At 60.8% G+C, this 25348-nt stretch carries 21 protein-coding genes; 3 read left to right on the top strand and 18 right to left on the bottom strand.

The features are described from left to right. Nucleotides 1-45 precede the first annotated feature (45 nt). The 12 genes from K1X71_17150 to K1X71_17095 form a co-directional block, all read right to left on the bottom strand. A complete protein-coding gene (locus K1X71_17150; GenBank protein ID MBX7074872.1) occupies nucleotides 46-1020 on the bottom strand; it encodes a cytochrome c oxidase subunit 3 in 975 nt (324 codons plus the stop codon). Between the two features lie 24 nt (nucleotides 1021-1044). Further along, complete coding sequence (gene cyoE, locus K1X71_17145; GenBank protein ID MBX7074871.1) at nucleotides 1045-1947, bottom strand: heme o synthase; 903 nt, start codon at nucleotides 1945-1947, stop codon at nucleotides 1045-1047. Next, on the bottom strand, nucleotides 1944-2981 hold the full coding sequence (locus tag K1X71_17140; GenBank protein ID MBX7074870.1) for a COX15/CtaA family protein: 1038 nt from the start codon (nucleotides 2979-2981) through the stop codon (nucleotides 1944-1946). The genes cyoE and K1X71_17140 overlap by 4 nt, the downstream gene beginning before the upstream one ends. Nucleotides 2982-3003: 22 nt before the next feature. Next, nucleotides 3004-4812 carry a cbb3-type cytochrome c oxidase subunit I gene (locus K1X71_17135; protein MBX7074869.1) on the bottom strand — a complete coding sequence of 603 codons (1809 nt, stop codon included), beginning with the start codon at nucleotides 4810-4812 and terminating at the stop codon, nucleotides 3004-3006. After that, nucleotides 4809-5558 carry a cytochrome c oxidase subunit II gene (gene coxB / locus K1X71_17130; GenBank protein MBX7074868.1) on the bottom strand — a complete coding sequence of 250 codons (750 nt, stop codon included), beginning with the start codon at nucleotides 5556-5558 and terminating at the stop codon, nucleotides 4809-4811. Before coxB ends, K1X71_17135 begins: the two co-directional genes overlap by 4 nt. Nucleotides 5559-5648: 90 nt before the next feature. Next, nucleotides 5649-6836: a cytochrome c gene (locus K1X71_17125; protein ID MBX7074867.1), complete on the bottom strand. Its 1188-nt coding sequence runs from the start codon at nucleotides 6834-6836 to the stop codon at nucleotides 5649-5651. A gap of 46 nt (nucleotides 6837-6882) precedes the next feature. Next, nucleotides 6883-7734, bottom strand: a complete 852-nt coding sequence (locus tag K1X71_17120) for a hypothetical protein (GenBank protein MBX7074866.1) — start codon at nucleotides 7732-7734, stop codon at nucleotides 6883-6885. A 103-nt stretch (nucleotides 7735-7837) separates the two neighbouring features. Continuing rightward, nucleotides 7838-8593, bottom strand: a complete 756-nt coding sequence (locus tag K1X71_17115) for a hypothetical protein (GenBank protein ID MBX7074865.1) — start codon at nucleotides 8591-8593, stop codon at nucleotides 7838-7840. Between the two features lie 75 nt (nucleotides 8594-8668). Next, nucleotides 8669-13210, bottom strand: a complete 4542-nt coding sequence (locus K1X71_17110; GenBank protein ID MBX7074864.1) for a c-type cytochrome — start codon at nucleotides 13208-13210, stop codon at nucleotides 8669-8671. A gap of 68 nt (nucleotides 13211-13278) precedes the next feature. Then, nucleotides 13279-14631, bottom strand: coding sequence for a hypothetical protein (locus K1X71_17105; protein ID MBX7074863.1), 1353 nt, complete (start codon nucleotides 14629-14631; stop codon nucleotides 13279-13281). Between the two features lie 78 nt (nucleotides 14632-14709). Then, nucleotides 14710-15483, bottom strand: coding sequence for a cytochrome b N-terminal domain-containing protein (locus K1X71_17100; protein ID MBX7074862.1), 774 nt, complete (start codon nucleotides 15481-15483; stop codon nucleotides 14710-14712). Between the two features lie 114 nt (nucleotides 15484-15597). Then, entirely contained in the window at nucleotides 15598-16629 is a 1032-nt protein-coding gene (locus K1X71_17095; protein MBX7074861.1) for a ubiquinol-cytochrome c reductase iron-sulfur subunit, read from the bottom strand. A 461-nt stretch (nucleotides 16630-17090) separates the two neighbouring features. Between K1X71_17095 and K1X71_17090 the strand changes: the two genes are divergently transcribed. Continuing rightward, nucleotides 17091-18755, top strand: coding sequence for a protein kinase (locus tag K1X71_17090; GenBank protein ID MBX7074860.1), 1665 nt, complete (start codon nucleotides 17091-17093; stop codon nucleotides 18753-18755). 96 nt (nucleotides 18756-18851) lie between these two features. Here the strand turns inward: K1X71_17090 and K1X71_17085 are convergent, their stop codons facing one another. Beyond that, nucleotides 18852-19100 (bottom strand): hypothetical protein, encoded by a 249-nt coding sequence (locus K1X71_17085; GenBank protein ID MBX7074859.1) that lies wholly within the window; start codon nucleotides 19098-19100, stop codon nucleotides 18852-18854. 16 nt (nucleotides 19101-19116) lie between these two features. Further along, the gene (locus tag K1X71_17080; GenBank protein MBX7074858.1) at nucleotides 19117-20463 is read right to left on the bottom strand and encodes a YeiH family protein; all 1347 of its coding nucleotides are present in this window, start codon (nucleotides 20461-20463) and stop codon (nucleotides 19117-19119) included. 576 nt (nucleotides 20464-21039) lie between these two features. Here K1X71_17080 and K1X71_17075 point away from each other — a divergent pair. After that, nucleotides 21040-21711, top strand: coding sequence for a hypothetical protein (locus K1X71_17075; GenBank protein ID MBX7074857.1), 672 nt, complete (start codon nucleotides 21040-21042; stop codon nucleotides 21709-21711). Between the two features lie 24 nt (nucleotides 21712-21735). On the opposite strand, the gene larE is transcribed toward K1X71_17075, so the two are convergent. The 4 genes from larE to K1X71_17055 form a co-directional block, all read right to left on the bottom strand. Then, nucleotides 21736-22599 carry an ATP-dependent sacrificial sulfur transferase LarE gene (larE, locus tag K1X71_17070; GenBank protein ID MBX7074856.1) on the bottom strand — a complete coding sequence of 288 codons (864 nt, stop codon included), beginning with the start codon at nucleotides 22597-22599 and terminating at the stop codon, nucleotides 21736-21738. A 441-nt stretch (nucleotides 22600-23040) separates the two neighbouring features. Next, nucleotides 23041-23247 (bottom strand): hypothetical protein, encoded by a 207-nt coding sequence (locus K1X71_17065; GenBank protein MBX7074855.1) that lies wholly within the window; start codon nucleotides 23245-23247, stop codon nucleotides 23041-23043. Between the two features lie 20 nt (nucleotides 23248-23267). Then, nucleotides 23268-24017 carry an SDR family oxidoreductase gene (locus tag K1X71_17060; protein MBX7074854.1) on the bottom strand — a complete coding sequence of 250 codons (750 nt, stop codon included), beginning with the start codon at nucleotides 24015-24017 and terminating at the stop codon, nucleotides 23268-23270. An 8-nt stretch (nucleotides 24018-24025) separates the two neighbouring features. Beyond that, nucleotides 24026-25042 carry a biopolymer transporter Tol gene (locus K1X71_17055; protein ID MBX7074853.1) on the bottom strand — a complete coding sequence of 339 codons (1017 nt, stop codon included), beginning with the start codon at nucleotides 25040-25042 and terminating at the stop codon, nucleotides 24026-24028. Nucleotides 25043-25192: 150 nt separating this feature from the next. On the opposite strand from K1X71_17055, the gene K1X71_17050 reads away from it, so the two are divergent. Next, nucleotides 25193-25348, top strand: a 156-nt coding sequence (locus tag K1X71_17050; protein ID MBX7074852.1) for an ATP:cob(I)alamin adenosyltransferase, incomplete at its 3' end; no start/stop codon positions are given.

Here is a 25348-nt window from a genome sequence, read left to right as displayed (position 1 = left end):
GACCGATTCCCAGACTCGCTGTGCGAGCCTGGAGAGGAAAATGACTTAGAACAGGTATAGCAGTGGAAACAGGAAGATCCACACCAGATCGACAAAGTGCCAATACAGGCCCAGGTTTTCCAGCGATCCGGCGTTAGCGGCGGTGAACGTCATCGGCAGGAACAGGGCGAACACAATCAATCCCACCAGCACGTGAATCGCGTGAAAGCCCGTCAACAGAAAGTACGTGCTCGCCCACATGTTGCCCCCGGGGATCATCACCGGCATCCGCAGCCACGAATATTTATCGTTCAGCCCCGTCGGCTCTTTCTCTCCCAGCTCCTCGTGCGGCGCCACGGTATGGCCGGGTCCGTGAGCCGGCGAAGGCATGATCGCCTCGGCCATCGCCAGTCGGTCGGCGCGAGTGGCGTCTGGGTTCGAGGCTGCCGCCAAAGGGCCGGCCATCAACTCGTCGACAATCTTGCTGCGCTGCTCCGCCAGCTTCTTGTCCGCATCCGACGCGCCTTCCTTGCCGGCCAGCGCCGTGCTGGCGGCCTTGATCTCCTCAGCCCTCTCTCGGATGGCCGACGAATAATAATAGTCGGGCCGCTCGTGAATGTTGCTGCGCGGCTGTGCTGGGTAGATCAGATGACTGAACTTCGCTCGGTATTCGTAGCCTTTGACGCCCAGAAACAAGCTGCCCAGAACCAGCGTGACCAACAGCCACAGTCGGGCCGCGCCGGAGCGATTGGCCCGCGCCATCTCCAGCGCCAGCACGATCGAAACGCTTGAGCAGATCAGCACGAACGTGTTGAACGCGCCAATTGGCTCGCTCAAATGCACCTGATGCTGTGTCGGCCACGCCACCGCGCCAAAGCGGATCACGATGAACGTGCCGATCAGCGCGGCGAAGAACATGATCTCCGTCGATAGAAACAGCCACATGATTAGCTTGCCGTTCGGAATCGGCAGCGCGGGCTGATACTCGAGCTTGAGATGATGGTGGTCGTGATCCGAATGTTCTGCGGTCGCGTGAGCCATGCTACTTCCTAGCTGCGCGTTCTCTTACACGAGAGGCATGTACACTAAAGTGCCCAACAACAGCGGCAAATAAACGAGCGACACCCGCAGCAACAACCGTGCGCTGGCGTCGTCGCGGCGGACGAGAAATAAAATCGACCCCGCAATGTAGACCCCGCCCAAAAGCAGCGCCGCCAGCACGTAGGTCAGGCTATAGCCATAAACCAACGCGGGGATCAAGGTGATCGGCAACAGCATCAGCGCAGCGCTCACCGCCTGCACGCCGGTTCGCACCCCGGTGGGATCGACGCACGGCAACATCTGTAGCCCCCCTGCCGCGTAGTCGTCGCGGTAGATCCAGGCGATCGCCATGAAGTGCGGAAATTGCCAGAGATAGATGATCAAAAACAGCGTGCCCGCCATCAGGTCGATCCGCCCTCCCCCGGCCGACCAACCAATCAGCACCGGCATGGCGCCGGCCACGGCGCCGACCGCCGTGTTGTAGATGGTGCAGACTTTGAGCGGAGTGTAAATGAGCGCATAAATCGTCCAACTCGCCAAACCCAAGAGCGCCGTCTGCGTCCCCAAGGTCCAGGCCAAGTAGCCCACGCCGGCCACGATGGTCGCCGCGCACATCACCAGGGCTTCGCCGCTGGCGATTCGTCCGGCCGGCAACGGCCGATTGGCGGTGCGCCGCATCCGCGCGTCGCTCTTTTGTTCCAGCCAGGCATTGGCCGTGCATCCGCTCGCCGCCACAAGCGCCGTGCCGATCAAGGCATGCAATAGCGCCAGCGGACTCGCGTTGCCCCAACCCGCCAGCCACACTCCGGCGGCCACGGTCAACAGCACCATCACCCCGATGCGCGGCTTGGTCAAATCCAAAAGATCGCGCGACTTTGCCAGTGCGTGCGAGTGGCGGCGGACGTAAGCCATGGCCCATGCGGTCATGCGAGCATCCTCCCGGCGACAGCCAGTTGCCGCGCAGCGCCGCGCGCAACCTGCCGCGGCGCGCCAGCGCCCGCCACAACGCTTTGTCGCAACTCGTGAAACGATTGCATTGTCACCACCAGCGCCACCGCCACGATCAACGCGCCGGTCGCTACGTGGGCCGTGGTCACCAGCGTTTGCATTTGGCTTTGCGCCGCCACCGTATGCCCCGCCGCCACTTGGTAGGTCTCGGCGCCAGCCGGCCAGCCGTAGTTCTCCAGCCAAGTGAGTGTGCCCAGCGCCAATTGCAACGCCACCAGCGCCGCCAGGCACAGGCTACCGTGCCAGATCGCCGGCCAGCGCCACGCGCGCGCCGCGAGCAGGCCAGCGTGCGCGGCAATCGCCGCCGCGACCGCCAAATGAAAAACAACAATTGTTTGAAACACGCTCGGCGCCCAATCGGTCGACGGATGCCGCAAGTGCGCGCCGATCACCAGTTGCAAGTACGCTAGCGCCGTGGTCAACAGCGCCAAGCGCTGTACCTTGCCGGCGCTGGCGTCAACCTGTCGATCGGCGCCGCGCTGCCAGTTGCGCGAGGTCAACAGCGCGATCGCCACCGTCAGCGCGAAAAACGCCGGCCCCAAACAACCATGCAATCGGGCCAGCACGCGCTCGTCCAGCAAGACTCGCATGCCTCCCAGCGCGCCCTGCAGGCACACTCCGGCCAGTGCAGCCACCGCCAACCAGCGCAGCCCCCGCCGCTGCTCGCAGCGCCAAATGGAGATCACCAGCGCAATGGTCAACAGCCCCGCCGTTGAGGCCAACAAGCGGTGGCCATGTTCGACAAACAGATCCCAGGGGCCAAACAGCCAGGTCTGCCACGGATACAAAAGCAGGTTGTATCCATAGGTGTTGGGCCAATCGGGCACCGCCATGCCCGCTTCATACGTGGTGACCAATCCCCCCACCCAGATCACCGGAAAGGTCGTCAGCGCAAGCGCCATCGCCAACCGATGCGGCCAAGGAGAATGTCGGGATGGCGAGGTCGTATTCACAGGGCTTGCAATCGCGCTCGTATCAGTGGGCTAGCGCCGGCGCCGGTTGTGACTGGCCGTGCGTGGCGGGGGGCGGCGTGGTTTGCGGATAATAGTCGTCGTCCGCCTCGGGATTGTTGTATTCATACGGGCCGCGGTAGACGATCGGCTGCGAGTCGAAGTTGCCGTGTCCGGGCGGGCTCGGCGCCGACCATTCCAGCGAGTTGGCGCGCCACGGATTGCGTCCGCAGCGAGGTCCGAAAAACAGGCTGTAGAAGAAGTTCACGGCAAAGATGATCTGCGCGGCGCCCATACCGAGCGCGCAGATCGTCATGAACTGGTTCATCGACTGCAAATGCTTAAACGTCTCGAAGTGGTACGGGTCCGCGTACCGCCGCGGAAAACCGCCCGTCCCGAGGATGTGCATCGTAAAGAACGTGCCGTTGAAAAAGATGAACGAAAAGAAGAAGTGCGCCTTGCCCCAACTATCGTTCATCATGCGACCGAACATCTTCGGAAACCAATAGTAGATGGCTCCGAACACAGCGAACGCCGTGCCGCCAAACAGCACGTAATGGATGTGCCCCACGATGAAGTACGTGTCGTGGATGAAGATGTCCACCGGCGTGGCCGCCATGAAAATGCCCGACAGCCCACCGATGATGAACATCGACACAAAGGACAGCGCGAACAGCATTGGCGTGTTGTAGGTGATCTTGCCTCCCCAGATCGTGCCTAGCCAATTGAACGTCTTAATCGCGCTGGGCAGGGCGATCATCATCGTCGAGACCATGAACGTCATGCCCAAGGCCGGGTTCATGCCCGACATGAACATGTGGTGCCCCCAGACAATGAAGCCCAATCCCGCGATGCCCGAGATCGAGTAGATCATTGGCTTGTAGCCGAATAGTGGCTTGCGCGAGAACACGGTGAGTATGTCTGAGACGATGCCCATCGCCGGCAAAATCATGATGTACACCGCCGGATGAGAATAGAACCAAAACAGGTGCTGCCAGAGCAGCGGTTGTCCGCCGCCGGCCTGCGCCTCGGCGCCGTTGACGTACAACCCTTCCGGGATGAAGAATCCTGTGCCGAGCAATCGGTCGCAGAGTTGCATGAAGCCTGCGGCCGTGAGCACCGGCAGCGCAAAGGCTTGCAGCACCGCTGTGATGAACATTCCCCAGATCGTCATCGGCAAACGAAACATCGTCATGCCGGGCGCTCGCATTTGAATGATGGTGGTCATGTAATTGACCGAGCCCATCATCGACGAGACGCCGACAAACGTCAGCCCGATCAACCACAGTGTCTGGCCGGTGTGGCTGCCCGGCGACGCCGATTGAACTGTGGATAGGGGCGGATAATTCGTCCAACCACCTGCCGACGCGCCACCAGCCACGAAGAAACTCATGGTCATCGCCACAAAGGCGGGCCACATGAACCAGTAGCTCAGCATGTTCAAGGTCGGAAACGCCATGTCATCGGCGCCGATCATCAGCGGAATCAAGAAGTTGCCAAACGCCCCCGCCAGAATCGGAATGATCACGAAGAAGATCATCACCGTGGCGTGCATGGTGAACAGCATGGTGTAGAACTCTGGCGAAATCTGCCCTCCCTGCGCCGAGAACAGCATCCGCCCCACAATTGGCATGTCCGACCACGGCCACGCCAATTGCCAGCGCACCGCCAGCGCCAACAGTCCCCCCACCACGAACCACAGCAGCGTGGAGAACAAGAACTGAATCCCGATCACCTTGTGATCGAGCGAAAAGACGTAGGTTCGCAAAAACGCGCCAATGCCTTGGCTGGGCGCGTGCGAGTGGGCGTGCGATCCGGCGACCGTGGTGCTCATTGCGTTGCCTTCTGGTCCTGTGCCAACTTGTCGAGCCAGGCTTTGTAGTCTTCGGCCGACTCCACGGTCAGCCGCCCTTTCATCTTGTAATGCCCCCAACCGCACAACTCAGCGCATACAATGTCGTACGTGCCGTTTTTGCGCGCGGTGAACCACATCGGAATCGTGTTGCCCGGCACCGCGTCTTGCTTGATGCGCAAGTGCGGCACAAAGAAATCGTGCAACACGTCCATCGACTTGAGATTGAGCAGAATTTGTTCATTCACCGGAATGTGTAGGTCGTTCACGGTGTGAATGTCGTCCAACGTGCCGATCTGTCCATCCGGTCCCGGGTAGCGAATCCGCCACTCGAATTGCCGGCCAGTCACTTCCACCGTCGCCGGCATGTCGGGTTCGCGAATCTTCACGTCGGCCCACGCGTTCATCTGATAAATGGCGATGAACAGCAGCGTCGCCGCCGGAACAATCGTCCAGATGACTTCCAGGTTGTGACTGCCGTGCGAGTACTTCACTGCCTCTTTGTTGTGCTGCGCGTCGTACTTCCACATGAACCAGCACAAGACGGCTTCCGTTGCGACGAAGACAACCCCCGTCAACACCAGGCAAAACATGAATAGATGGTCGATCTGATGTCCATGCTCAGAGATGTCCTCGGGCAGCCAATAGTTCATTCCCGGCGCGAGCGCAAAGCACAACACGCCCAGGATGGGCACAAGCAAGAAAAGCAGCGTCCAAAACTTACCCACGATTCACCTGTCTCATAGCGGCGCGTCGGGCGCGCCTAATGCTTCACGTCGCCGCGCGAGGATCTGCTCGCCGGCCTCGAAAACTTGCGATCAAAATTGTCCTGCCAAGTGTCCCTCGCCGTACGCCGGATCCGACTTCTCCTCGTAAGGCAATTGCTTCACGTAGTTCACCACGTCCCAAATCTGTTCTGGTTTGAGCACGTTGCCGGCGGCCGGCATTGGTGTTCCCTTGATGCCCGCGTGGATGCGACGGTAGATGTCGACCGGTCGCTGACCGCCCCGATAGATGCCCAATCGCAGGTTGCGCGGGCGCAACTCCTGGATCGGCAACGCAAATGCGTCCTCAATCCGCCCGTCAGTATTTATCTTTTTCCAATCCGCCTTAATCTTGTTCCAATCGTCGTGCAGATCGTCGCCCCCCCCATCTCCCAGCCCATTGGGGCCGTGGCACTTGATGCAGTTGGCCGTCTTGGCGTCGCGGAACAATTGGCGCCCTCGCTCCACCGACGCCAGATACGCTTCCCTATCATCCGCCGCATTGAAGGGGGGCAGGTTCTCCTGGCCGGGAACAATCACCGCGCCATCCGCCTCCGTCCACATGGTCGCCACTCCCGACACCAACTCGGACAACCCCGCTCGATCGGTTGGCACGCTCTCATCTTCGATCGCTAGGTTGATAAAGGTCTCGGACTGCCCGCGAATCGCCAAATACTTGACATACTCGACGAGCGCCTCAACTTCATGATCGGGCAGCAACGCGAACGATGGCATGGCTGTGCCCATTAAGCCGTCGACCAAGGTGCGCTTGAGATCGGCGTGCGTCGGTTTCATGCCGGCCGCCGTCGAGGTGAACTTGAACACCCCCAGGCGAAAATCGCGTGGATAGGGATTGAGAAACGCGGCGGTCGGTCCCGCGCCGTCTCCAGTGATCCCATGGCAATGCACGCAGTGCTTACGAAACAGGCCGAATTGGTATCCCTTTTGGTCGCTGTAGGCCGGTCCCGCTGCGCGGCGAATCTTGTTCAAATCCAACCCCGACTCGGGCAATACGTACGGGTCGTCGGGCGTGCCAAACGCGGCGGTCAGCAAATCCACCACCGTCTGCTCGCGCGTCATCTCCGCCTTGTATTGCTCCGCGTCGAGCGTCGCCGGCCGAGTTCGCCCCTCCATGTTGAGCAAAAACTCGGGATGATTGCTCTCAGCGCAGCCCACTGTCAGCGGCGCGCAGCACGTCAACAACAGCAACCAAACTCGCGAAGTCGTCCAAGCGTTTTTCATGTCGATCACAAAATCCCGAGTCATTTCGCCAAGCTGTGGCCCGGCATTAAAGCTTGAAGGCCGCGGCGGGAATCGCCACCGTGCCTAGATCGAGCGTCTCGCCGTCGGTCAGTGTTTTCACCAGCCGACCTTTACTGTCGGTCACGCCGGGTATCACCAGTGCCCCTTGCGGACCGCCGGCCACTTCCTGCCAAAGCTGAAACTCCACTTCCTCCCCGGCCGGCACATTCTGGATTTCAAACTTTCCTTCCGGACCGGTCACCGCGAAGTACGGATTATCGCGCGGAATGATATACGCCTTCATCCACGGATGGATGCTGCAAGACACCGGCACCGGAGTGTTCTGCGGCCGGCTGAACTTGTATTCCTCGGTCTTGCCCGACGGCAAAAGCGGATTCGCGGCCTTATCCGCCGGAGGGCTCATCGCCGTGTTGTGGGCCACCGCGTCGCTGTTGGTCAGCACCACCGGCTGACTCACCAGCACCGGCTTGACGTGCGAAACGAACATGCAGTTCTTCTGGTCGAACGTCGCCGGCGCCGATTCGTTGGCCGCGTACGATTCATTGACCCGCGAAACCTTGCGGGCAAAAATCAACACGTTGGCGATGCCTTTGGTCGTCTTGTCGACCAGAAATGAATCGTCTGGGATGCCCTCAGGGCGACAGGTGGGAGCGTCTTTGCCGCCGGTCGCCAATAATTTGGGAGCAGGTGGGTCGCCATCCAATGTGAATGTGCCCGTGATGGTGGCCCAGCCGGTGCCGGTGGGGGCCGCTTCAGTCTCTGTGGCTTCTCCCTCGGTCGCGCCCCCTTCGCGCAACTTGGCCACGACATCCGCTTGTGGCGCCGGAAAGGGGGAATCGCTGTCGCTGCAGCCAGCCAACAAAAGTGCGGCTGGCATCGCGCTTAAAATCAACAGTGCTGCTTTTGAAATCTTCATTGCGAGTCGCTTTCGCCCTCCGGCCTGAGTGGCCGGAGGGCTCGCGTGATTGAGAAATTGGAAACTACTTCAGCTTGAACACCGAGGCCTTCAACTTGATAGTGCCCAGGTCGTTGTCGCCGGCGGCGATCTTCTTCTTGAACTTGCCCTTCGGCGACGTCGGCGTGTCCAGATAGCCCGCCTTCTCCTGCCAAGCGGTGAACTCCAGTTCGGCTCCGGCCGGCAGGTTCTTGATTTCAAAGCTTCCGTCTTCGCCGGTGATGGCAAAATACGGATTGTCGCGCGGCAGAACATAGGCCGTCATCCAGGGATGGATGTTGCAGCTCACCGGAATCGGCAAGTTCTGCTGACGCGTGAACTTGTGCTTTACGTTGCCGCTGGCCGGAATCAATGGATTGATGCCGCCGCCTCCCAGCGGACTGATGTTGGTGTTGTGCGCGCATTGATCGGAATTTTTCACTTCCAATTCTTGCGCGGTGAGCATGCCCAATACATGCGGCTCGAACTTGCAGGTCTTGTTGTCTAGCACGGCGGGCTCCTTGCCGGCGTTGGCGTAGTCGGGATGCACCTTCGGCTTGGCCGTGCGCAGGTAGACCACGATGTTCGCCACACCCCCATCGGCGCCAACCACCAATCCCTCGTCCAAATGCTTGCCTTTGCAGCACTCCAAATCCTTGTTGATGTTCAGCGGCTTGGCCTCGGGCGCCTTGCCGTCAAAGACAAATTTGCCTTTGAGGTTCCCCCACTGCTGTGCGTGCGCCGTTTGCAGCGACGCCATAGTGGCGGCGACTAACAGTATGCAAGTTCGTGTGCGAAGCATGATGCGGTCCTCCTGGTAGGGAGCAATGCCAACGAAACGTGCCACTTCAGATTCCATTCCCAGCCCGAACGGGGACTACTGTCCGCCGATGGGCTCGGCCGGCGCTTCCGTTTCGCCAGCCTGCGGTTGTTCAGCCGGCGCCGCTTGGATCAAGGGGCGTATCGACTGACGGTTCTTCATAAAAGTGTCGTAATTGAGCAGCAAATCAACAATTGCCGTCAACTGTTCTTCACTCGTGCCATGGAATAGTTCCTGGCTCGCGGGCTTATCCGGCGGAAAATTCACCGGCATCGCTGTGTAGGACAAAATTCGCTGTGGATTGGCGATCCAATCACGCAGGTAGTCTGGCCGCAATCGCTTGTGAACCCGATCCAATTGCGGAGCATGCGCGGCCACGCTTCCCTCGGGCACAAAGTCTCCCACGTAGTGGCACTTGATGCAGTACGTGCCGTTGGTCACGATCTTCATCGCTTCATCCAGCCGATTGGGATGCTGCGCTTCGCGCTCGGCCAGATAATCCGTCCTCGTGCGCGGGTCGTACTCGTACGGGTATTGCACTTCGTCGACCGCCGCAAAGTAGTCTACCAACTTGCTCGCCTCTTGCGACGACATGTTGAACCGCGGCATGCGCAGCACGGCCGCCGGACGAATGAGATACGGATCGAGCAAGAAGTCGTGCAGCCACGCCGACTGCACTTTGCGCCCTTCGCCAATCAATGGCGGCGGCACCCAGCCCCAGGCGTCGCTCTCCTTGGCGTTGGGGTTTTGCTCGCGCTCGTTCGCCAGCACGGTCGGATAAATCAACCGCGCCAAGTACCCCCCCACTGGCGGACGAGTCTGAATCAAATTCGACTGCGACACAGAAACTTGCGAGCCGCTCAAATAGCTTTCGCCGTTGATCGGCTGGCTGTTGCTGAGTGTGAAGTAGAACAGCGGATTGCCATTCTCATCCTCGTCCTGAATCAGATTGCCATCGCCATCAACCACGGGCGTGCCATGCACTGTCGCCTGTCCCATGCCGCGGCGATCGGTCTGCTTCGATGCCGCAAGTTGCTCTTCCGTGAAATATGGCTTCAAGAAGTCGTAATCGTGGAACTCCGCCGCCGCCGGGAACTCCTCCGGATTGAACTGGAATTTCCAGCCAGCCATCTGCAGCGGATGACAACCGCCACAGTTGTACTTCTCCAATAGCTTCTGCCCTTCAATGATCGCCGCGCGCCGTGGTTCGGGGTGATACACGTATTGCGCCGCCGGCGGCTCCGACAACAAGCCAAGCACGAACGTCATGACCGCTTCGATCTGCTGCGGCGTGAAGTTGAACTTTGGCATGCGGAGACGATCGTTGTAGTCCTTCATCTCCGTCTTCATGTAGTCGTAGCTGCGGGGCGCACGCAGTTTCTGCCACAAAAAGCCGTCACGCTGGTGATGTTCGAGCGCGCGTGTGAAGAAGCCGTCCGGGTCAAACTCCGATAGCGCGTGCGATTGCTCCGCCAACGGCTGAGGCAATTCGATCGCCAGGTTGTTCTCGACCGCGGCCACTTCCCCCGGATGCGCGCCATGTCCGGTGCCGTGATGCTTGATGTGCTCGATGAACCCGCCGATCTGCTCAAACGCCAGCTTGTCGGGTTCCTTTCGTCCCCAATCCGCTAGCCCGGTGCCGATCGGTTTGGCCGTTTCATAGCCAGGGATGTCGTGGCAGCCAAAACAGCCATATTTGCTGATCGCGCGCCGTCCGATGTACTCCAACTTCTTTTCGGTCGACATCGGCCCGACCAGCGCGACCTCGTCGCCCTGGATCTCGCCGGCCAGGTCTTCGGGAATGCCGCTCTTCACGTACTCCTTCGCCTGCACCTCCGTAAACACCTTAATCAGGTGCGACAGCACCAAATCGTTCAGGTCTTCCTCGACCAGTGGTTCTTCGGGCGCTGGTTGCCACTTTTCGGCGCCCTCTTCGTCCGTCACCAAGAACGCCGCGATATCCGCCGCCGGGTCGCTCACCGTCGTCTCCCCCTCTTTGGTCTCCTTGATCGGCGTCAAAAACAGGTTGGGCATCGCGGTCCTGGCGTGATAGAGCGTTGGCTCACGCAACCAGGTGTACAGCCATTGCCGCGACTCCTCACTGGTGAGCTTATCTCCCATTCGCGCCAAGTTGGGACCATGATCCGCCTTCGCGTCCGGGAAAGCCGGATGTTGATGGCATGCCAGACAGCCGCGCGTTTCAAACAGCTTCTTACCGCGTTCCGCCGACGGCTCCGTGGTCACTTCCTTCGCCGCCGCAATCGTTTCAAACGGCTGGCTGTGCTTCATCAAATAGTGGGCGATGGCCCGCACTTCCACCGGTTCAAAGCGATGCGACTGCTTCAAACCTGCCGAAGCCACCTTCATCTGCTTGCCATCCACCAATTCGTCTTTGGGCTGCAAATGGTTGTACAGTCCAAAGAAGCGCGGCATCTTTGTCGACGGACGGAAATGCTTCGGATTGCGGATCCAGTCGTAAGCGAACGCGAAGTCCACTTTGCTCTTGAGATAACGCAAACTCGGACCGACCTTGCGGAACTGCCCGGGCGTCTCGTCTTCGGCGCCAATCAATTCGGCCAGCTTGTAAGAATCTGCCGACAAGCGCGGCTCGGCCGGTTCTCCATCCGCTCCAGGCGCCTTGCTCCCCTTGACGATCTGCGCTAACCGAGTCCGGTCGGCGATGTTCGCCGGGTCATGCACCACGCTGGTGGCCAGCGCTCGCTCATCTTCCGTCAACCCAGGATCGGTCAGCAGTTGTTGCGCCGCGGCGACGAAATTGGGCTCCGCCCGTAGGTCCGGGCCAATGCGCCGCGCGGGGCCGTCGAAGCCGTTGATGTCGTGACAGCCAAAGCAACCATACTCGCGAACCAGGTTGTATCCCTCCATCAACTTCGGAGCCGGAGGATCAGGAAAGCGCTCGCTCGGCAGCAGGTCGACCACCTCGTGATGACACTTGAGGCAGGTGCTCTCCGCGAACCGCGTGGGGAACATCGGGAAGATCCAGTGATGGTTGTGCTCCCAACCATACTTGCGCACCCACTCTTCACGCTCCCGCTCGTCGTTGGGCATGTGCGATGCCCATTGAAACGATGTGGCGCTCCCTTGCCCGTCGTGGCAGGAAGTGCAGCCAAACTTTTGCATGTCGTGCGGACTGGTGCTTCCCAAAAACAGATCGAGTCGCGGGTGTGAGCTAAACGGTTGCGCCGCCCCACGCCGCACGGTGACTTGCACCGGCTGTCCCCAGGTGATGTTCTCCAATAGCTCGCGCCGCGCGCCAGCGGCGCTGTCGATCGACACGTCGTTCACCCGCACGATCACGTCCCCCGCCCGCAGGCCGGGAGGCAATTGATGCACGGTGGCCTCCGCCGTGCCGGCGGAAAATGTGCCCACTGGGTTGTCGGCAACGATTGGCGGAGCCTCCCCTTTGCGCATTTGCGCCGCGCTCACAGCCGGCGTCGACGGAGTCACCGCGGCAATCCGCACATCGGTCGGCAGCAGCCCTTTGTCCGCCAAGGTGATGCCATACATGCCGTCCAAAGTCTGAGCGACAGGCTTCCCCTCGGCGTCGACTGGCTTCTCGGCCGGTGTTTCCATCGAGAATGTCAACTCGCGCTGGTGCGGATACGCCGGGTCAACCGCCGATCCGGGCGCGGTCAGGTTAATGCCTTGATGGCAGGTGGTGCAGCGATCGAATCGCGCCACGTCACGAAAATTGTTGTTGATGGTCAACTTCGGCAGCCAAATCTGGTCGACTTTCAGCGGTCGGCCAAACGCGTCGATGATCGGCAGCGTTAGCAGGTTTTCCACCCAACCGATTCGCTGCTCCTCGCCCGCCTTTTTCAGTTGCGTCAGCTTGAGCACATGATCGTCCAACGCCTTCCGCGCCACGGTTTGCTCGCGCGTGATCTCGGCAAAGGTGCGGTCCAACTCTTGCCGATATGTGTTCGCCGACTGCATGTCGCGTGTCAGCGATTCCACCATGTTCTGCACCGACTCCACCGCCTCCATGCGCCGATCAAGTTCCGCTTGTTCCAGATTGTCGCGAATCGCCAGGTCGTAACCGCTCTTGGCCACGTCCAGATCGGCGCGAGCAAATTTCACCTTGCCGGTGATGACCACCGACCAGTTCTTCGCCAGCTTGATCGCAGCCTGCATTTGCTCGAGCAACTTCGCGCGCGCGGCCACCACGCCTGCCGTGTTGTCCTTCTCCTGCGACGCCTTTTCCAACGCCTCAAACTGGGACTTGATCGCCGTGGCGTATCCTTCGTCAGCGCCGCGCGGATCGGCCACCACGCGCGAGTTGATCGTCTCCCGGAAATGATCCACCAACACTCGCGATGGAATCTGCTGCTCGGTCTGGTCGACTGCCTTGGTCAACTCCGCCTTCTTGGCTTCCCAGGCCGACGTGTTCACTTCGGTTTCCCGCGCATCGCTCGCCAACACCTGCACCTGGCGAAACTCGCGCTGATACTCTTTCCACTCCGCGCGATGGTCGGCGGCCAACATCCAGATCGTCGTGATCAGCATGGCCACCGACGCCACGCCAAAAAACACGTGCATCCAACCGAGATTTCGCCAAGTTTGTTCTGTTGCGGGCATGTCTTAACTCCCTCTCCGCGTCTGAGAGGGCCGTAATAGTGGTTGCAAAAAAAGCGTGATGGCAGGCGTCAAAAGTTCAGGAAGTATTCCGGGATGGCCACGATGTACTTCAGGTTGAAAGACCAACGCAGCACCATCTTGAGCGGCAAGGCCACCATGAACAGCAGCAAGTTGGCCAACACCATGTAGCGGATGAAGCCCATCCGCACGAAAAACTTGCGAAAGATCGTGGTCGCCATCAAAGGTGGCAACAGCCCAAAGTAAAGCACCAGCGACAAGATGCCCGGCGCCTCGCGCATCACAATATAAAACAGCGTCACCAAAAAGTTCGCCCCCTCCGGCGCCTTGGGCATGCCCGAGTTCACCCCCAGCGCCGGCAAAAAGCGCTTATAAAACATCTCGGAGAGATCGACGTTGTTCAGCGCCAGCACCTTATGCGGATCCCAATATTCAAAGGGACCAAAGAAGTTCCAGTTGGGGCCGCGCAAAAACGTTCCCAAGATGATCAGCGTGATCCACAGATCAAGAAATCCGATCTGAAACACGATATAGGCGAACGGCCGTTCTTTAATTGTGTAGTAGCCGTTGCCCTTCTTGTTGAAGTCGATGAACGGAATCGCCATCAGGCCAAAGATGATCAGGCTCGGCAGCACCACACCCGCCATCCACGGGTCGTAGTACACGAGCATTTCCTGCAGCCCCAAGAAGTACCACGGCGCCTTCGACGGGTTCGGCGTCTTCACGCTGCTGGCCGGCTCTTCCAGCGGCGCCTTCAGGCCGATCGCCCATACCAACAGCAGCGCCGACAAGGCGATCATGCAGATCAGCTCGGTGTAAACCAGGTCGGGCCACACCAGCACTTTTTCCGAATCGAGCTTCTCCGTCGGCGGCAATCCTTGCGCTGCGCGATCATCGTTGATCACTGCCCGGTATGTCGCCAACCAGGTGAAGTAACCCAACAAGAACACCAGTCCCACGATCGGCACGTTGTCGGGCTTGGTCACAATGGCGGCAAAGTTGGGGTCGGTCATCGACAACCCCATGAGCAGCAGCGCCAAGTTCAGCAGGATCCACGCCACCACCGGCTGCACGAAGAAGCGGCGAAAAATGTACAGCACGATCAGCGCCAGCGTGCTGCCGATGGTGAACGTCACCGCGCCCGAAATCGTGTTGATCCCCTCCTTGACGAAGTGCGGCAGCAGCAAAGAGTAAGCGCTGGCCTGGCCGCTAAAGAGCACCGGCGACAGCGCAAAGAAGATCGCCGCGAAGATGATCGGCGCCAAGCGGTACTTCCAGCCCAATCCCTCGCGCAGCCACACCCACACGTAGGCCACAAAGTTCATGATGGCCATGAGCAGAAAGTAGCTGCCGAGAAATACCGCGGTCCCCTCGGCGAAGTCGGCCAGGTTGGCGCCGTGCATATATTTGTCCTGATGGCCGCTGCCGAAGCTTGCGCTCCGGCACGCCGCCCACTCCTAGTCCAGTAAGTTGTCGTTTCGCTATAGCGGGCCGCTGATGCCGCCGTCTTTGCGGACGCGCCAAAAATGGATCGCCAACAACAGCGAGACGGCCAGCGGAATGCCAATGCAATGCAAGACGTAAAATCGGTTCAAAGTCTCTTCGCCCACGAAGCGCGCGCCCAATAGGCCAAATCGCGCGTCGGAGGCGTCGGTGATCATGTCGATGTCACCTATGCTCAGCACCTGCTGCAACGGCCCTTCATACCCCAGCACTGGTGTTGCGCGGGCCATGTTCGATCCCACCGTGATCGCCCAGATCGCCAACTGGTCCCACGGCAGCAAATAGCCCGTGAACGACAACAGCAGCGTCAAGAGCAGTAAGATCACGCCGATCACCCAGTTGAACTCGCGCGGCGGCTTGTAGCTGCCCGTGAGGAAGACGCGATACATGTGCAGCCACACCGTGATCACCATAGCGTGCGCGCCCCAGCGATGCAGCTCGCGCAATATCCCCAGCGATGTCACATCGCGCAGCGCCAAAATATCGTTGTAGGCCCACTCCAGTGTCGGTCGGTAATAGAACATGAGCAGCACGCCCGTCACCGTCTCCACCAAAAACAAGAAGAAGGTGACGCCTCCCATGCACCACGTGTAGCTCAGCGCGATGCCTTGCTTCTTGATCGAAACCGGGTGCAGGTGCAGGAAGAAATTGGTGAGCATCACCACAATGCGATTGCGCCGATCCAGCGGCATCGGATGACGGAAGACGCTTTTCCAGACTTGCGTTTCGCGGATGTATTCGCCGAGCGACATGGTGGTTCTGTGGTGACGGAGGAATGCGGACTCTAGTACGTGCGTTTTTTCACAAACTTCCTGGCGGCGCGGCAAGAGCCGCGTCACGAGGAATATCGAGCCATTCGCAATGGATCACACCGCGATGAAACTCGATGGATCAGCCCATTGCCCCAACTCTTCTTGAAACTTTTTGCTCTTGTCGATTTCGATCTGCCCGTCGTCCGAAATGCGAATCGCGTAACGCTCCAGCGGACGCGGCGCCGGCCCCTCGAAATTGATCCCGTCTTTATAAAAGCCGCTGCCGTGGCAGGGACATTTGAACTTCTGCTCTGCTTCCAGCCAATTGGGCGTGCATCCCAAATGGGTGCAAACCGTCTTTAACGCGTACACCTGCGGTTGCCCGTTGTACTCGCCGTTCACGACCCACACGCCAAATTGCGCCTTGAACTTGTCCGACACGGCGCCAAACGGAAAGTCGCTCGGCGGCCCCACTTTGAAGGTGCTTGGCGGCTCCGTGAGAATGTTCGGAAACATGAACCGCGCCAGCCCCAGGCTCCACGCCGCCGACGTAGCGGCCAACGCCGTGAAACCCACTCCCAGAAACGAGCCCAACGCCACGGTCAAAAAACCGCGCCGATCTTCGTCGGCGCCAGCCTTCGCCGTCTTCTTGATCGCCGCCGTTGGCTTGGCGGGCATGGGCGGCGCCACCGGCTTGGCCTTGGCATCGCGTGCGGCTGGCGCCGCAGGCGATTGCATCGCGCCGGCCGCTTCGGCCTTCGACATTGGGCCGGGCTTCGCGCCACTACGCGCGGCGGCCAGGATGCTAGCTGTGTCTTTCTCGCCCGTCTTGATCGGGGCCGGCTTCGCACTGGCAGCGGCAGACGCTGGCTTCGCGGCGGGCTTGGGCGCGGCTGGTTTCGGCGCCTCTGACGCAGCCGCTTTATTGGCCCGCGCAGCGGCTAAAATGTCCGCGGTGTTTAGCTTCTTGCCGGGAGTGGCCGCAGCCGCGGGCTTCGCGGCTGGCGCCGGCGCATTTTCGGTCGGAGTCGTACCAGGAGTCGCGGCCTCGGCCGCTGCGGCATTCTGCCCATCCTCTCCCGCGGCGCTCCCTCCCGAACCACTATCCTGCTTGCGCGCCGCCGCCAGAATTTCGGCGACGGACATCTTCTTCTTTTCTGCCATGTTCAGAGAATCTCGGGCGCCAATCCTTTGTCACAAGTGCGGTACACGCCCAGACTCATGGCAAACGGAGCAGCGGTCTTGTGGTTCTGGCGAGGAGCCTGGTGCGCGGTGCCGCAACCATGCGCCAACTGTGATATTTTTCACGAACGGAAACCCCTTTTGTATCGACCATTCGACCTGTTTGTCAACTTGGAAGACGCCATCGATTCCGCTAACTTTTGTGCAAGACATCGTCCGCTCGCGATCGGCCTACTGGATGGCGCGCCAAGCCTCGCCGTTTCTCGTTTCAGGCCGTCATCGCAAGCTCAGGGCCGCCAAAACACCAACCGCTCGTGCGCCAATGCGTCAAGCTGGCGTGCTGGTGGCTCCTGCCGGCGCGTGTTACCCTGAGGCTGGCGGCCTTGCGCGCAACCTAAACTGTCACACTGTCAGCACTTCAGCGGATGCCGAAGGTCAAGGCGGATAGCTTCATCGACTTGCTGGGACGCAGCGGTCTGGTCGACCACGAGCAGATCACCGCCGCCCTGGAAGAGGTTGCGCGCCGATCCAATCAGCAGAAGCCCGACGACAGCCAGGTAATCGCCGATTACCTCATCGAGGCCAATCTGGTCACGCGCTGGCAGGCGCAAAAGCTGCTCGAAGGCCGGCACAGCGGATTCTTCCTCAGCAAGTACAAACTGCTCGATCACATCGGCACCGGCGGCATGAGCACCGTCTACTTGGCGGAACATCTGATGATGCACCGCCGCGTGGCAATCAAGGTATTGCCTATGGGCCGGGTGAACGATCCCGCCTACGTCACGCGCTTTCAAAACGAGGCCCGCGCCGCCGGCGCGCTCTCGCACCCCAACATCGTTCATACCTACGACATCGATAACGAAGGCAAGATCCATTACATCGTGATGGAATACGTGCCGGGCAAAAACCTGCAAGAGGTCGTCAAGGCCGAGGGGCCGCTTGGCTATCGCCGCTCCGCCGACTACATCGCCCAGGCCGCCGACGGCTTGGCCTACGCGCACGAAGCCAAACTAGTCCATCGCGACGTGAAGCCCGCCAATTTGCTTGTCGACGAGCGCGGCGTGGTCAAGGTGCTCGACCTCGGACTGGCCTATTTCAATATTGAGGGTCAGACTTCGTTGACCCTCGCGAGCGAAGACAATGTGCTCGGCACCGCCGATTACCTGGCGCCAGAGCAAGCGGTGAACAGCCACAACGTCGACGGCCGCGCCGATATCTACGGTCTCGGCTGCACGCTCTACTTTTTGCTCACGAGCCGACCCCCATTCGACGAGGGAACCATTGCCCAACGGTTGCTGGCGCATCAGTCGCAAACGCCCCCCACCATCTACAAAACGCGTCCCGGCGCGCCGCCAGAACTGGTCGCCATTTGCGAACGCATGATGGCCAAAGATCCGGCGCGGCGCTTTCAATCCATGCCCGACGTCGCCGACGCCTTGCGCCGCTTCATGAACGATTCGCAAGACGCCGGTAGCTCTGGCCGCTTGACCCGGTTTGGCGACTCCCCCTCAGGTCTCATGCGCCGCCCCAGCGGCTCGAGCGCCAGTCGCTTGGGACGCGATGGCGCCGGCAGCCGTGCTAATCTCGACCGGCAAGCACTCAACGATTCGTCCAGTGGCAAGTTGCGCGACAGCGAATCGTCGATCTTCGAACTCGAATCGCGCGGCGGCTCCAATCCGAGCAAAAATCCACCGCGCGGTGGCAGTGGCAGCGGTAAGAGAGCGCCGAGTCGATCCAGCGATGAGGAAGTGCTGGAACTGGCCGACGTGGGAGATGACAAACCGCACAGCGCGTCGAAGTCGGGCGGTTCAAAACCGCCAAGCGCCGGTTCGTCGGCCTCACAAGGTACTGAGGCCTCCGCGGGAGATGCCATTCCCGTCGGCGCCGCCACTCCCAAGAAACCGGCTGACTTTGGCGCCTGGCTGACAGAGGAATTGGCCAATCCGCATGAACTGCCACAGATCGACGAGCCACGCGCGCAGCGCGCGCCAGAGCCCACTGGCTCGGGAGCGCTCCTTTGGATCATCCTGGGTGGGGCCGTCGCGCTGACGTTGCTACTCGGCGGCGCCGTGCTGTACTTGCTCTCTTAAGCGCCATGCGCGTTGTATCGGCGTCGCATTGCTCTGACGAATCCGCAGCATGCGCCAACATGGCCAACCAGCGATGATCTTAGCAGCTCTCGTCAGCTATTCGTCACGATCCAATAGGCGAAGCATGGCCGGCACCTCACTGTAGAACTTGCCGGCCGGGTTGATGCCTAATGCTTCGTTGTGCGCGATGTACTCTCTTACCATGGGCAAAGCGCCAATTCGCGGTAAGACCACCAGCCAAATGGCGGCGATGGCCAAGACCGCCAGCGCCAGCCGCACGCCCGGCGCGAGGCCTGCTATGTGCCAATTCGAGCGACATTCGCGCTGGGCTGCCGTGTTGGACAAGCGTATGTTCATCGCGTCACTTTGCCAGCGCTTCGGCGGCGTGAGGAAAAACCTTGACGAACATCAACCATGCCATCGCCAATGTCAGCGCCAGGTTGAGTGTCTGCCCGCACAAGTAGAGCACCAGTGGTTTGCCGCCAACCATGAAGTGCCGCAACTCGCGAAAGTTTGTCTCCAGGCCGATGCTCACGAACGCCAGGCAAAAACACCACGAGCGGATCACCTTGGAATGCTCCGTCGCGGCCTTTGCCAGTTCCTCGCCTCCGCTGCCAGAGATTAATGAAAACACCGCCGACGCGGCGACGAACCCAAGAATGAACTTCGGAAATCGCCGCCAGATCTCCATCACGCTTGGCCGCTCGCCCTCCTCGGTCCGTTCGACGCACGTCACCCAGTACACGGCCACGCCAAACGCGATGGCGCCGATCAAGACATTTTGAATCATCTTCACCGTCGACGCCACCGCCAGCGCCTGCTCGCCCAACATGCCGCCGGCCGCGGCCACCGCGCCGGTCGAGTCAATCGTGCCGCCGATCCAGGCGCCCCCCAGCACTTCGCCCATCTCCAGTCCCTTAATGATCGGCGGCATGACGACCATCATGATCACGGTGAACGCCAGCGACATGCCCACCGCCAGCGACAGCTCCTCCTTCTTGGCGCGGCACGCCGCCGCGGTGGCGATGGCCGCCGACACGCCGCACACCGACATATCGGCGCTAATCACCATGTTCAGCGACTTCGACTCGATCCGCAGCACATGTTGTCCAAACAGGTAGGTGAGCGTCAGCACCGTCGGCGTCACTACCCACGACACAAACACCCCCGGCACGCCCAGTTTTAGCAACAGGTTCAACAACACCTCGGCGCCCAAAAGCACCAACCCGGTCTTGATATAAAACTCCGAGCGCATAGCCGGCCGCAGCCATGCTGCCACGCCCACGGTGTTGCTGATGATTAGCCCCGTTACCAGCGCCCACAGCGCGTATTCCAGGTTGTAGTGCTTGACCACCTTCTGCCCCGCCAAGAAGAACGCGAACACGGCCAGCGCGAACAGCGCCGCAAAGGCGAGCGGAAACGTGCGCGCCCGCGCGCGCATCCCCGCCATGCCCACCGTGAATAGCGCGAGGCAGGCGACAAACGCCCGCGCCGTCCCCGGCGCCACCGGCGCGTCGTTCTTGCCGTAGAGCGCTTCGCGCGGGTCCGAATCCCAATCGCCCGGCACGCTCAGCCACGCCGGCGCCGACTTGTCTAACGGCGATGCCTGCCAGGCAAGCAGAAGCGCCGCCGCCAGCACCGCCCATCCCAGCCAAATGGTCCACACATCTTCGCTACGCCAAGGCGATCGCACTTCCGACTCGGGCATGCTGCACACCGAAATTCCCTACACGATGGCTGGGCCAGGCTCCGCTGTCGGCCCATGTCGCTCGGTATCGTAGCATCACGTTGCGCAGCCTCAGGTCGCCTAATGGATTTTTTTCTCCAGTTTCGATTCAGTCCCCGCATGCTGGGCGCGACAATTACGCGCCAGGGCGCACAAAGCGTCAATCCAATTTGACGCTCCGCACGGCGAGTAGCCGACGGCGAAATTGTTCGCTGAATGTCGCGAGTTTAGGTGGCTGGGATAAATAGCGAAGAATCGGCAGTTTTTTGACCGGCCGCGAGCGTAAGTCAGGTGACGCGATTCGTAAGTCAAGTAGTCAAAGCCACTTGCGGTGTTCACTTGTCCGACAGTCCTCCTCACATCTAGGATGAATCGAGCCGGTAGAGCCCCTGTCGCCGGCCCGTAGTCCTGTACTGTCAACACGCCGTAACTCAAGGATCGGGATGACGGCAAACCGTGGCCAACACGCCGACGTGGATCGGCGGATTGGTCAACTTAGCGATGCGTGGTGTAGCGCCGATGCGCCGCGATCAAAGAACCTCCGTTCGCGGGGGCTATATGCCTTCGCGCCAAATGCACGCGCTTGCGCTGGCCAAAAACGCCAAGCGCGGCGCGATGCTCAATAAGCGCGCGCGTGTCGGTCACCGCAATCAGCGACTCCCCTTCACTCCTCCCGAAGACTGGTACGAACCCACCGAGGCCGACGAATATCGCTTCGTCATCCAAGAGCCTGGCCAAGGGTATCGCCATGTCCTCACCCCCGACGAAGTGCGGCAACGTCTGGCCGAACTGCCAGCGCACTTCCTGGACGGCTTGGAGGTGATCCAGTTCAGCCGTATGACGCAGAAGAAGCAGAGCTTCCCCTGTTATGGAATGCAGTGGGGCGCCAGCTTGTACCTCTACCCCATCGAACAAAATCTGGTCGAGTACTACGACCGCCCACCCAAGCCGGCGCAAGCCAACGAGGCGCGGATGTACGGCGGCCGCTGGGTGCAGCAAGGCGCCAACTGGAAGCTCGTCTGGACCGAGCGCGCCATCCGAGATTTCTATCTCAACAACATCCTGATCCACGAACTCGGCCACTTGGTCGACGATCGCAACACGCGTTACGACGAGCGCGAACGCTATGCCGAGTGGTTCGCGATGCATTACGGCTACCGTGCTACCCGGCACTTGCGCGGCGCCTACCGCAAGAACGTCACACGGCGCCACCACAAAACGCGCGGATAATTCGACCACCATCGATCGAGTGGTTCAGCCGTTCATCGGCTGAATGTCGTGCAGCACCAGCGCGTTCAGGCTGCCCGAGCGAAAGCCCGCCAAATCGAGCGTGACGAACTTGAAGCCGAGCGCCTGTAACTCGGCGAGCAACGTCTCTCGTACGGCCGGCGCGACCAGTCCCCCGATTGCCTCAGCCGGCACTTCAATCCGCGCCAAGTCCCCGCGGTGGTACCGCACCCGTAGTTCGCGCAGCCCCAAACGTCGCAAACATTGCTCCGCGCCGTCGATCATCGCCAATCGCTCGGGTGTGACCTCCTCCCCATAGGCCACCCGGCTCGACAGGCACGGCGTCGCCGGCTTGTCCCAGATCGGTAGCCCCCAAGCCGCCGCCAACCGCCGCACGTCCGCCTTGCCGAGGCCGCATTCCAACAGCGGACTGCGCACCTCATGTTCGCGCGCGGCGTTCATTCCGGGCCGATAATCTCCTTGGTCGTCGAGGTTCGCGCCGTTGGCGATCACGCGCGCGCCCAGCCGCGCCGCGATTGGCTCTAGCTGCGTGTACAACTCGGTCTTGCAGTGGTAGCAGCGATCGGGCGCGTTGGCCAGGTACTCGGCCTTGCCAAATTCCTGCGTCGCCACCACCTCGTGGCGAATGCCAATCTGCCGAGCCAGTTCAATTGCTTGTTCCAACTCACCGCTCGCCAGGCTGGCGCTTTGTCCGGTGACGGCCACCGCCTTGGCGCCCAACGCCACTTGCGCCGCCTTGGCCACCACCGCGCTATCCACTCCGGCCGACAGCGCCACCAGGCAACTCCCATAGCCGCGCAGACAGTCGACCAGCGCGGCCTGTTGAGCCGCGGTCGAAGCGTCGGATGCAATTGGCTTGGCTGTGTTCATGCGCAAGAAAAAAGGGTGTCGCAATGTGGTTCACAACACGACACCCATATTTCTCCCGAGGGAGAAAACTTCCTCCGCCGTAATGCCGTGGCGGTGTGTTTTTGAGAGCCCGCAGTTAACACGGGGGTGCTAAAACGCCTCGGGTTGTGTGATCCGACGCGCGTCGCAAGCGACGCGTGCGGCTGTACACGCGGCCGTGGCTTAACTCAAGCACCCTGCGGACTTTCTATCGGCTCGCCAAAAAGTTCACCGGCAGCACGAACATGGAAGAGGTTGTTTCCAATTCGTTTTGGCCCCGCTGGGCAGACCACGGCAGGATTTCTCCCCCCTGGCCATAGAAGATTCTAGTCAAACGACCACAATGCGGCAAGAAAAGTCGCCCTCGCAAAAGTGTGTGGCTGTCCACCATTCGTGGAGTGCAACGCGCTGCCTGAGAGCTGGCTACTCCCCTGGTTCCCCCGGCTCGGGCCCCCAGTGAAATATCCATTGCCCGGCCGAGTCGCGTGTCCAGTGCGCCGCGTGATTATGGATTGCCGCGCGCTGCCAAACCGCCTCTTCGCGCGCCATCCCAAAGATGAGCCCCGCCAAGAACAGCGCCACGCCAAACAGCAAGATCGCTACGAGCTTGCCCAGTTCAGCGCGGCCCATTCCATTTGCTTCCTCCTCGCTCATGGCGCGTACACGCTCCGCCCGCCATCCACCGGCAGACATACGCCCGTGATGAAATCGTTCTCCACCAGCGCCAGCACCCCCTGCGCCACATGACGTGGGCTCCCCTCGCGCCGCACCAGCGTCGCGGCGATCGCCTCGCGCCGCTCCGCTTCCGGCAAATCCGGCGGCAGCATGACCGGGCCCGGTAAAATGCAGTTCACGCGCACCCGCGGGTTGCGCGTCCCCAACTCCACCGCCAGCGTGCGGGTCACCGCCGGGATCGCCCCCTTCGAGGGAAAGTAAGCGGCGTAATTCAGGTACGGACGAATCTCGGCCCAATCGCCAATCAGGATGATCGCGCCCCCTTCGTTCTGCCGCGTCATCGCCAGTCCCACCTGCTGGCTACATACGAACGTGCCGAGCGTGTTCACTTCAAAATGCTCCCGCACATCAGCGGCGGTGACATCCTCCAGCGCCTTGCGGCGCCAGATCGCCGCGCAATTGACCAACACGTCGATGCGGCCAAACCGCGACAGCACCCCGTCGACCATCGCGCGCGTGTCCGCTTCGTCCGTCAGATCGGCGCGAAACAACTCACAGTCCACTCCGCGCGCGCGCCAATCGCGCACCGACTCGGCCGCCTCCTCCGCCGAGTGGCGATAGTGAATCGCCAGCCGATAGCCGCGCTCGGCCAGCGCGTCGGCCACGTGCCAGCCCACGCGCCGCTTGCCACTGCCGGTGACCAATGCAACCGGTTGTTCCGCCATGGGGCCGCTCACTGGGGCAGTTTGAAATCGGCGCGCCAAAGCTGGCTCGATCGATCGCTGGTGCGCGTGCTGGTCCACATCAAATGCTTACCATCGGGCGCAAACACCGGCAGCACATCGGCGCTCGGCGCGTCGGTCACGCGCAACACCTGCCCGGGGATGATTTTGTCGTCGGTCTGTTCATACCGCATCAGCCACAGATCGTAGTTCGGCCGCGCATTGGGATTCGAGTGGTCGGCGCCGGTCCAGATGATGTACGGCTCGGTGGGATGCCAGAACGGCGCCCAGTTCACCCCGTTGGTGTCAGTCAGCGGCATCTCGTGCTTGCCGTCGATCGAAACCGCGTAAATCTGCAAGTACTCCGGCTTCTTGCGATCGCTGCGAAACACCACCCATTTTCCATCCGGAGAAATGAACGGGCCGCCGTCGTACCCCGGCGCGTTGGTCAACTGCCGCACGTTGCCGCCGTCCGCGTCCATCACATAAATGTCGGGGTCGCCGTCGCGCGTGCTGCAAAACGCGATCGACTTGCCGTCGGGCGAGTAGGCGCCTTCGGCGTCGTAGCCCGGGGCGTCGGTCAATTGCCGCAGGTTCTTGCCATCCAGATCAGCGGCGAAAATGTCGGTATGCGGATCGAAGATCCACTCGTAGCGGCGATGGCGTCCCGCCTTGCGATCCTCCTCGTCTTGCCGCCTTGCGTCGGCTTCCGTCTCGGCGATCTTCGGATCGAGGTGGCTCGACGCATAGAGAATCGACTTCATATCCGGCGCGAAGTACGCGCAGGTCGTGCGACCACGTCCCGTGCTAACCAGCTTCGGCTCCCCGCTCGGAAGCTCCTTCGTGTAGATCTGGTAAAAGGGGTAATCTTGTGGCTGGGCCTGAAAGATGATCTGGCCGCCGTCCGGCGAAAAATATCCCTCCCCCGCTTTGACAAATCCCGACGTCACCTGTTGCACGTTCGAGAGAAATTGGGGCTCCACCGGGGTGGTGGTTGGCTCCTCGGCGCGAACTGCTAATGCGCTCATCCACAAAAACCCGAGCGCCGCGACCAAGGTCATACGTATCGACATGCTTATCGACAAGGTGAAGTCCTCCCGCTGCGAGTATCGAAGTTGGTGATGGATCATTATAAGAGAAGCGAACCGTCGCGATGAGGCCCTACCAACGGATAGAACATGAAGATCTACACCAAAACCGGCGATCAAGGCGAAACCGGCCTGTTTGGCGGTCCACGGGTCCGCAAGGATTCCCCCCGTATCGAGGCCTATGGCACGGTTGACGAACTGAACGCCGTGCTAGGCGCCGCGCGCGTCGAAACCACCGAGCTAGAC

The organism is Pirellulales bacterium (assembly GCA_019694455.1).
In the GTDB taxonomy this organism is placed as follows: domain Bacteria; phylum Planctomycetota; class Planctomycetia; order Pirellulales; family JAEUIK01; genus JAIBBY01.
This window is presented reverse-complemented; position numbering and strand designations above follow the sequence as displayed.

Bases quoted from the DNA above. Each gene is read 5' to 3' on its own strand.
- K1X71_17150 (MBX7074872.1), bottom strand. From the start codon at position 1,020: ATGGCTCACGCGACCGCAGAACATTCGGATCACGACCACCATCATCTC.
- cyoE (MBX7074871.1), bottom strand. From the start codon at position 1,947: ATGACCGCATGGGCCATGGCTTACGTCCGCCGCCACTCGCACGCACTG.
- K1X71_17135 (MBX7074869.1), bottom strand. From the start codon at position 4,812: ATGAGCACCACGGTCGCCGGATCGCACGCCCACTCGCACGCGCCCAGC.
- K1X71_17125 (MBX7074867.1), bottom strand. From the start codon at position 6,836: ATGAAAAACGCTTGGACGACTTCGCGAGTTTGGTTGCTGTTGTTGACG.
- K1X71_17120 (MBX7074866.1), bottom strand. From the start codon at position 7,734: ATGCCAGCCGCACTTTTGTTGGCTGGCTGCAGCGACAGCGATTCCCCC.
- K1X71_17115 (MBX7074865.1), bottom strand. From the start codon at position 8,593: ATGCTTCGCACACGAACTTGCATACTGTTAGTCGCCGCCACTATGGCG.
- K1X71_17110 (MBX7074864.1), bottom strand. From the start codon at position 13,210: ATGCCCGCAACAGAACAAACTTGGCGAAATCTCGGTTGGATGCACGTG.
- K1X71_17105 (MBX7074863.1), bottom strand. From the start codon at position 14,631: ATGCACGGCGCCAACCTGGCCGACTTCGCCGAGGGGACCGCGGTATTT.
- K1X71_17100 (MBX7074862.1), bottom strand. From the start codon at position 15,483: ATGTCGCTCGGCGAATACATCCGCGAAACGCAAGTCTGGAAAAGCGTC.
- K1X71_17095 (MBX7074861.1), bottom strand. From the start codon at position 16,629: ATGTCCGTCGCCGAAATTCTGGCGGCGGCGCGCAAGCAGGATAGTGGT.
- K1X71_17090 (MBX7074860.1), top strand. From the start codon at position 17,091: ATGCCGAAGGTCAAGGCGGATAGCTTCATCGACTTGCTGGGACGCAGC.
- K1X71_17080 (MBX7074858.1), bottom strand. From the start codon at position 20,463: ATGCCCGAGTCGGAAGTGCGATCGCCTTGGCGTAGCGAAGATGTGTGG.
- K1X71_17075 (MBX7074857.1), top strand. From the start codon at position 21,040: ATGCCTTCGCGCCAAATGCACGCGCTTGCGCTGGCCAAAAACGCCAAG.
- larE (MBX7074856.1), bottom strand. From the start codon at position 22,599: ATGAACACAGCCAAGCCAATTGCATCCGACGCTTCGACCGCGGCTCAA.
- K1X71_17065 (MBX7074855.1), bottom strand. From the start codon at position 23,247: ATGGGCCGCGCTGAACTGGGCAAGCTCGTAGCGATCTTGCTGTTTGGC.
- K1X71_17060 (MBX7074854.1), bottom strand. From the start codon at position 24,017: ATGGCGGAACAACCGGTTGCATTGGTCACCGGCAGTGGCAAGCGGCGC.
- K1X71_17055 (MBX7074853.1), bottom strand. From the start codon at position 25,042: ATGAGCGCATTAGCAGTTCGCGCCGAGGAGCCAACCACCACCCCGGTG.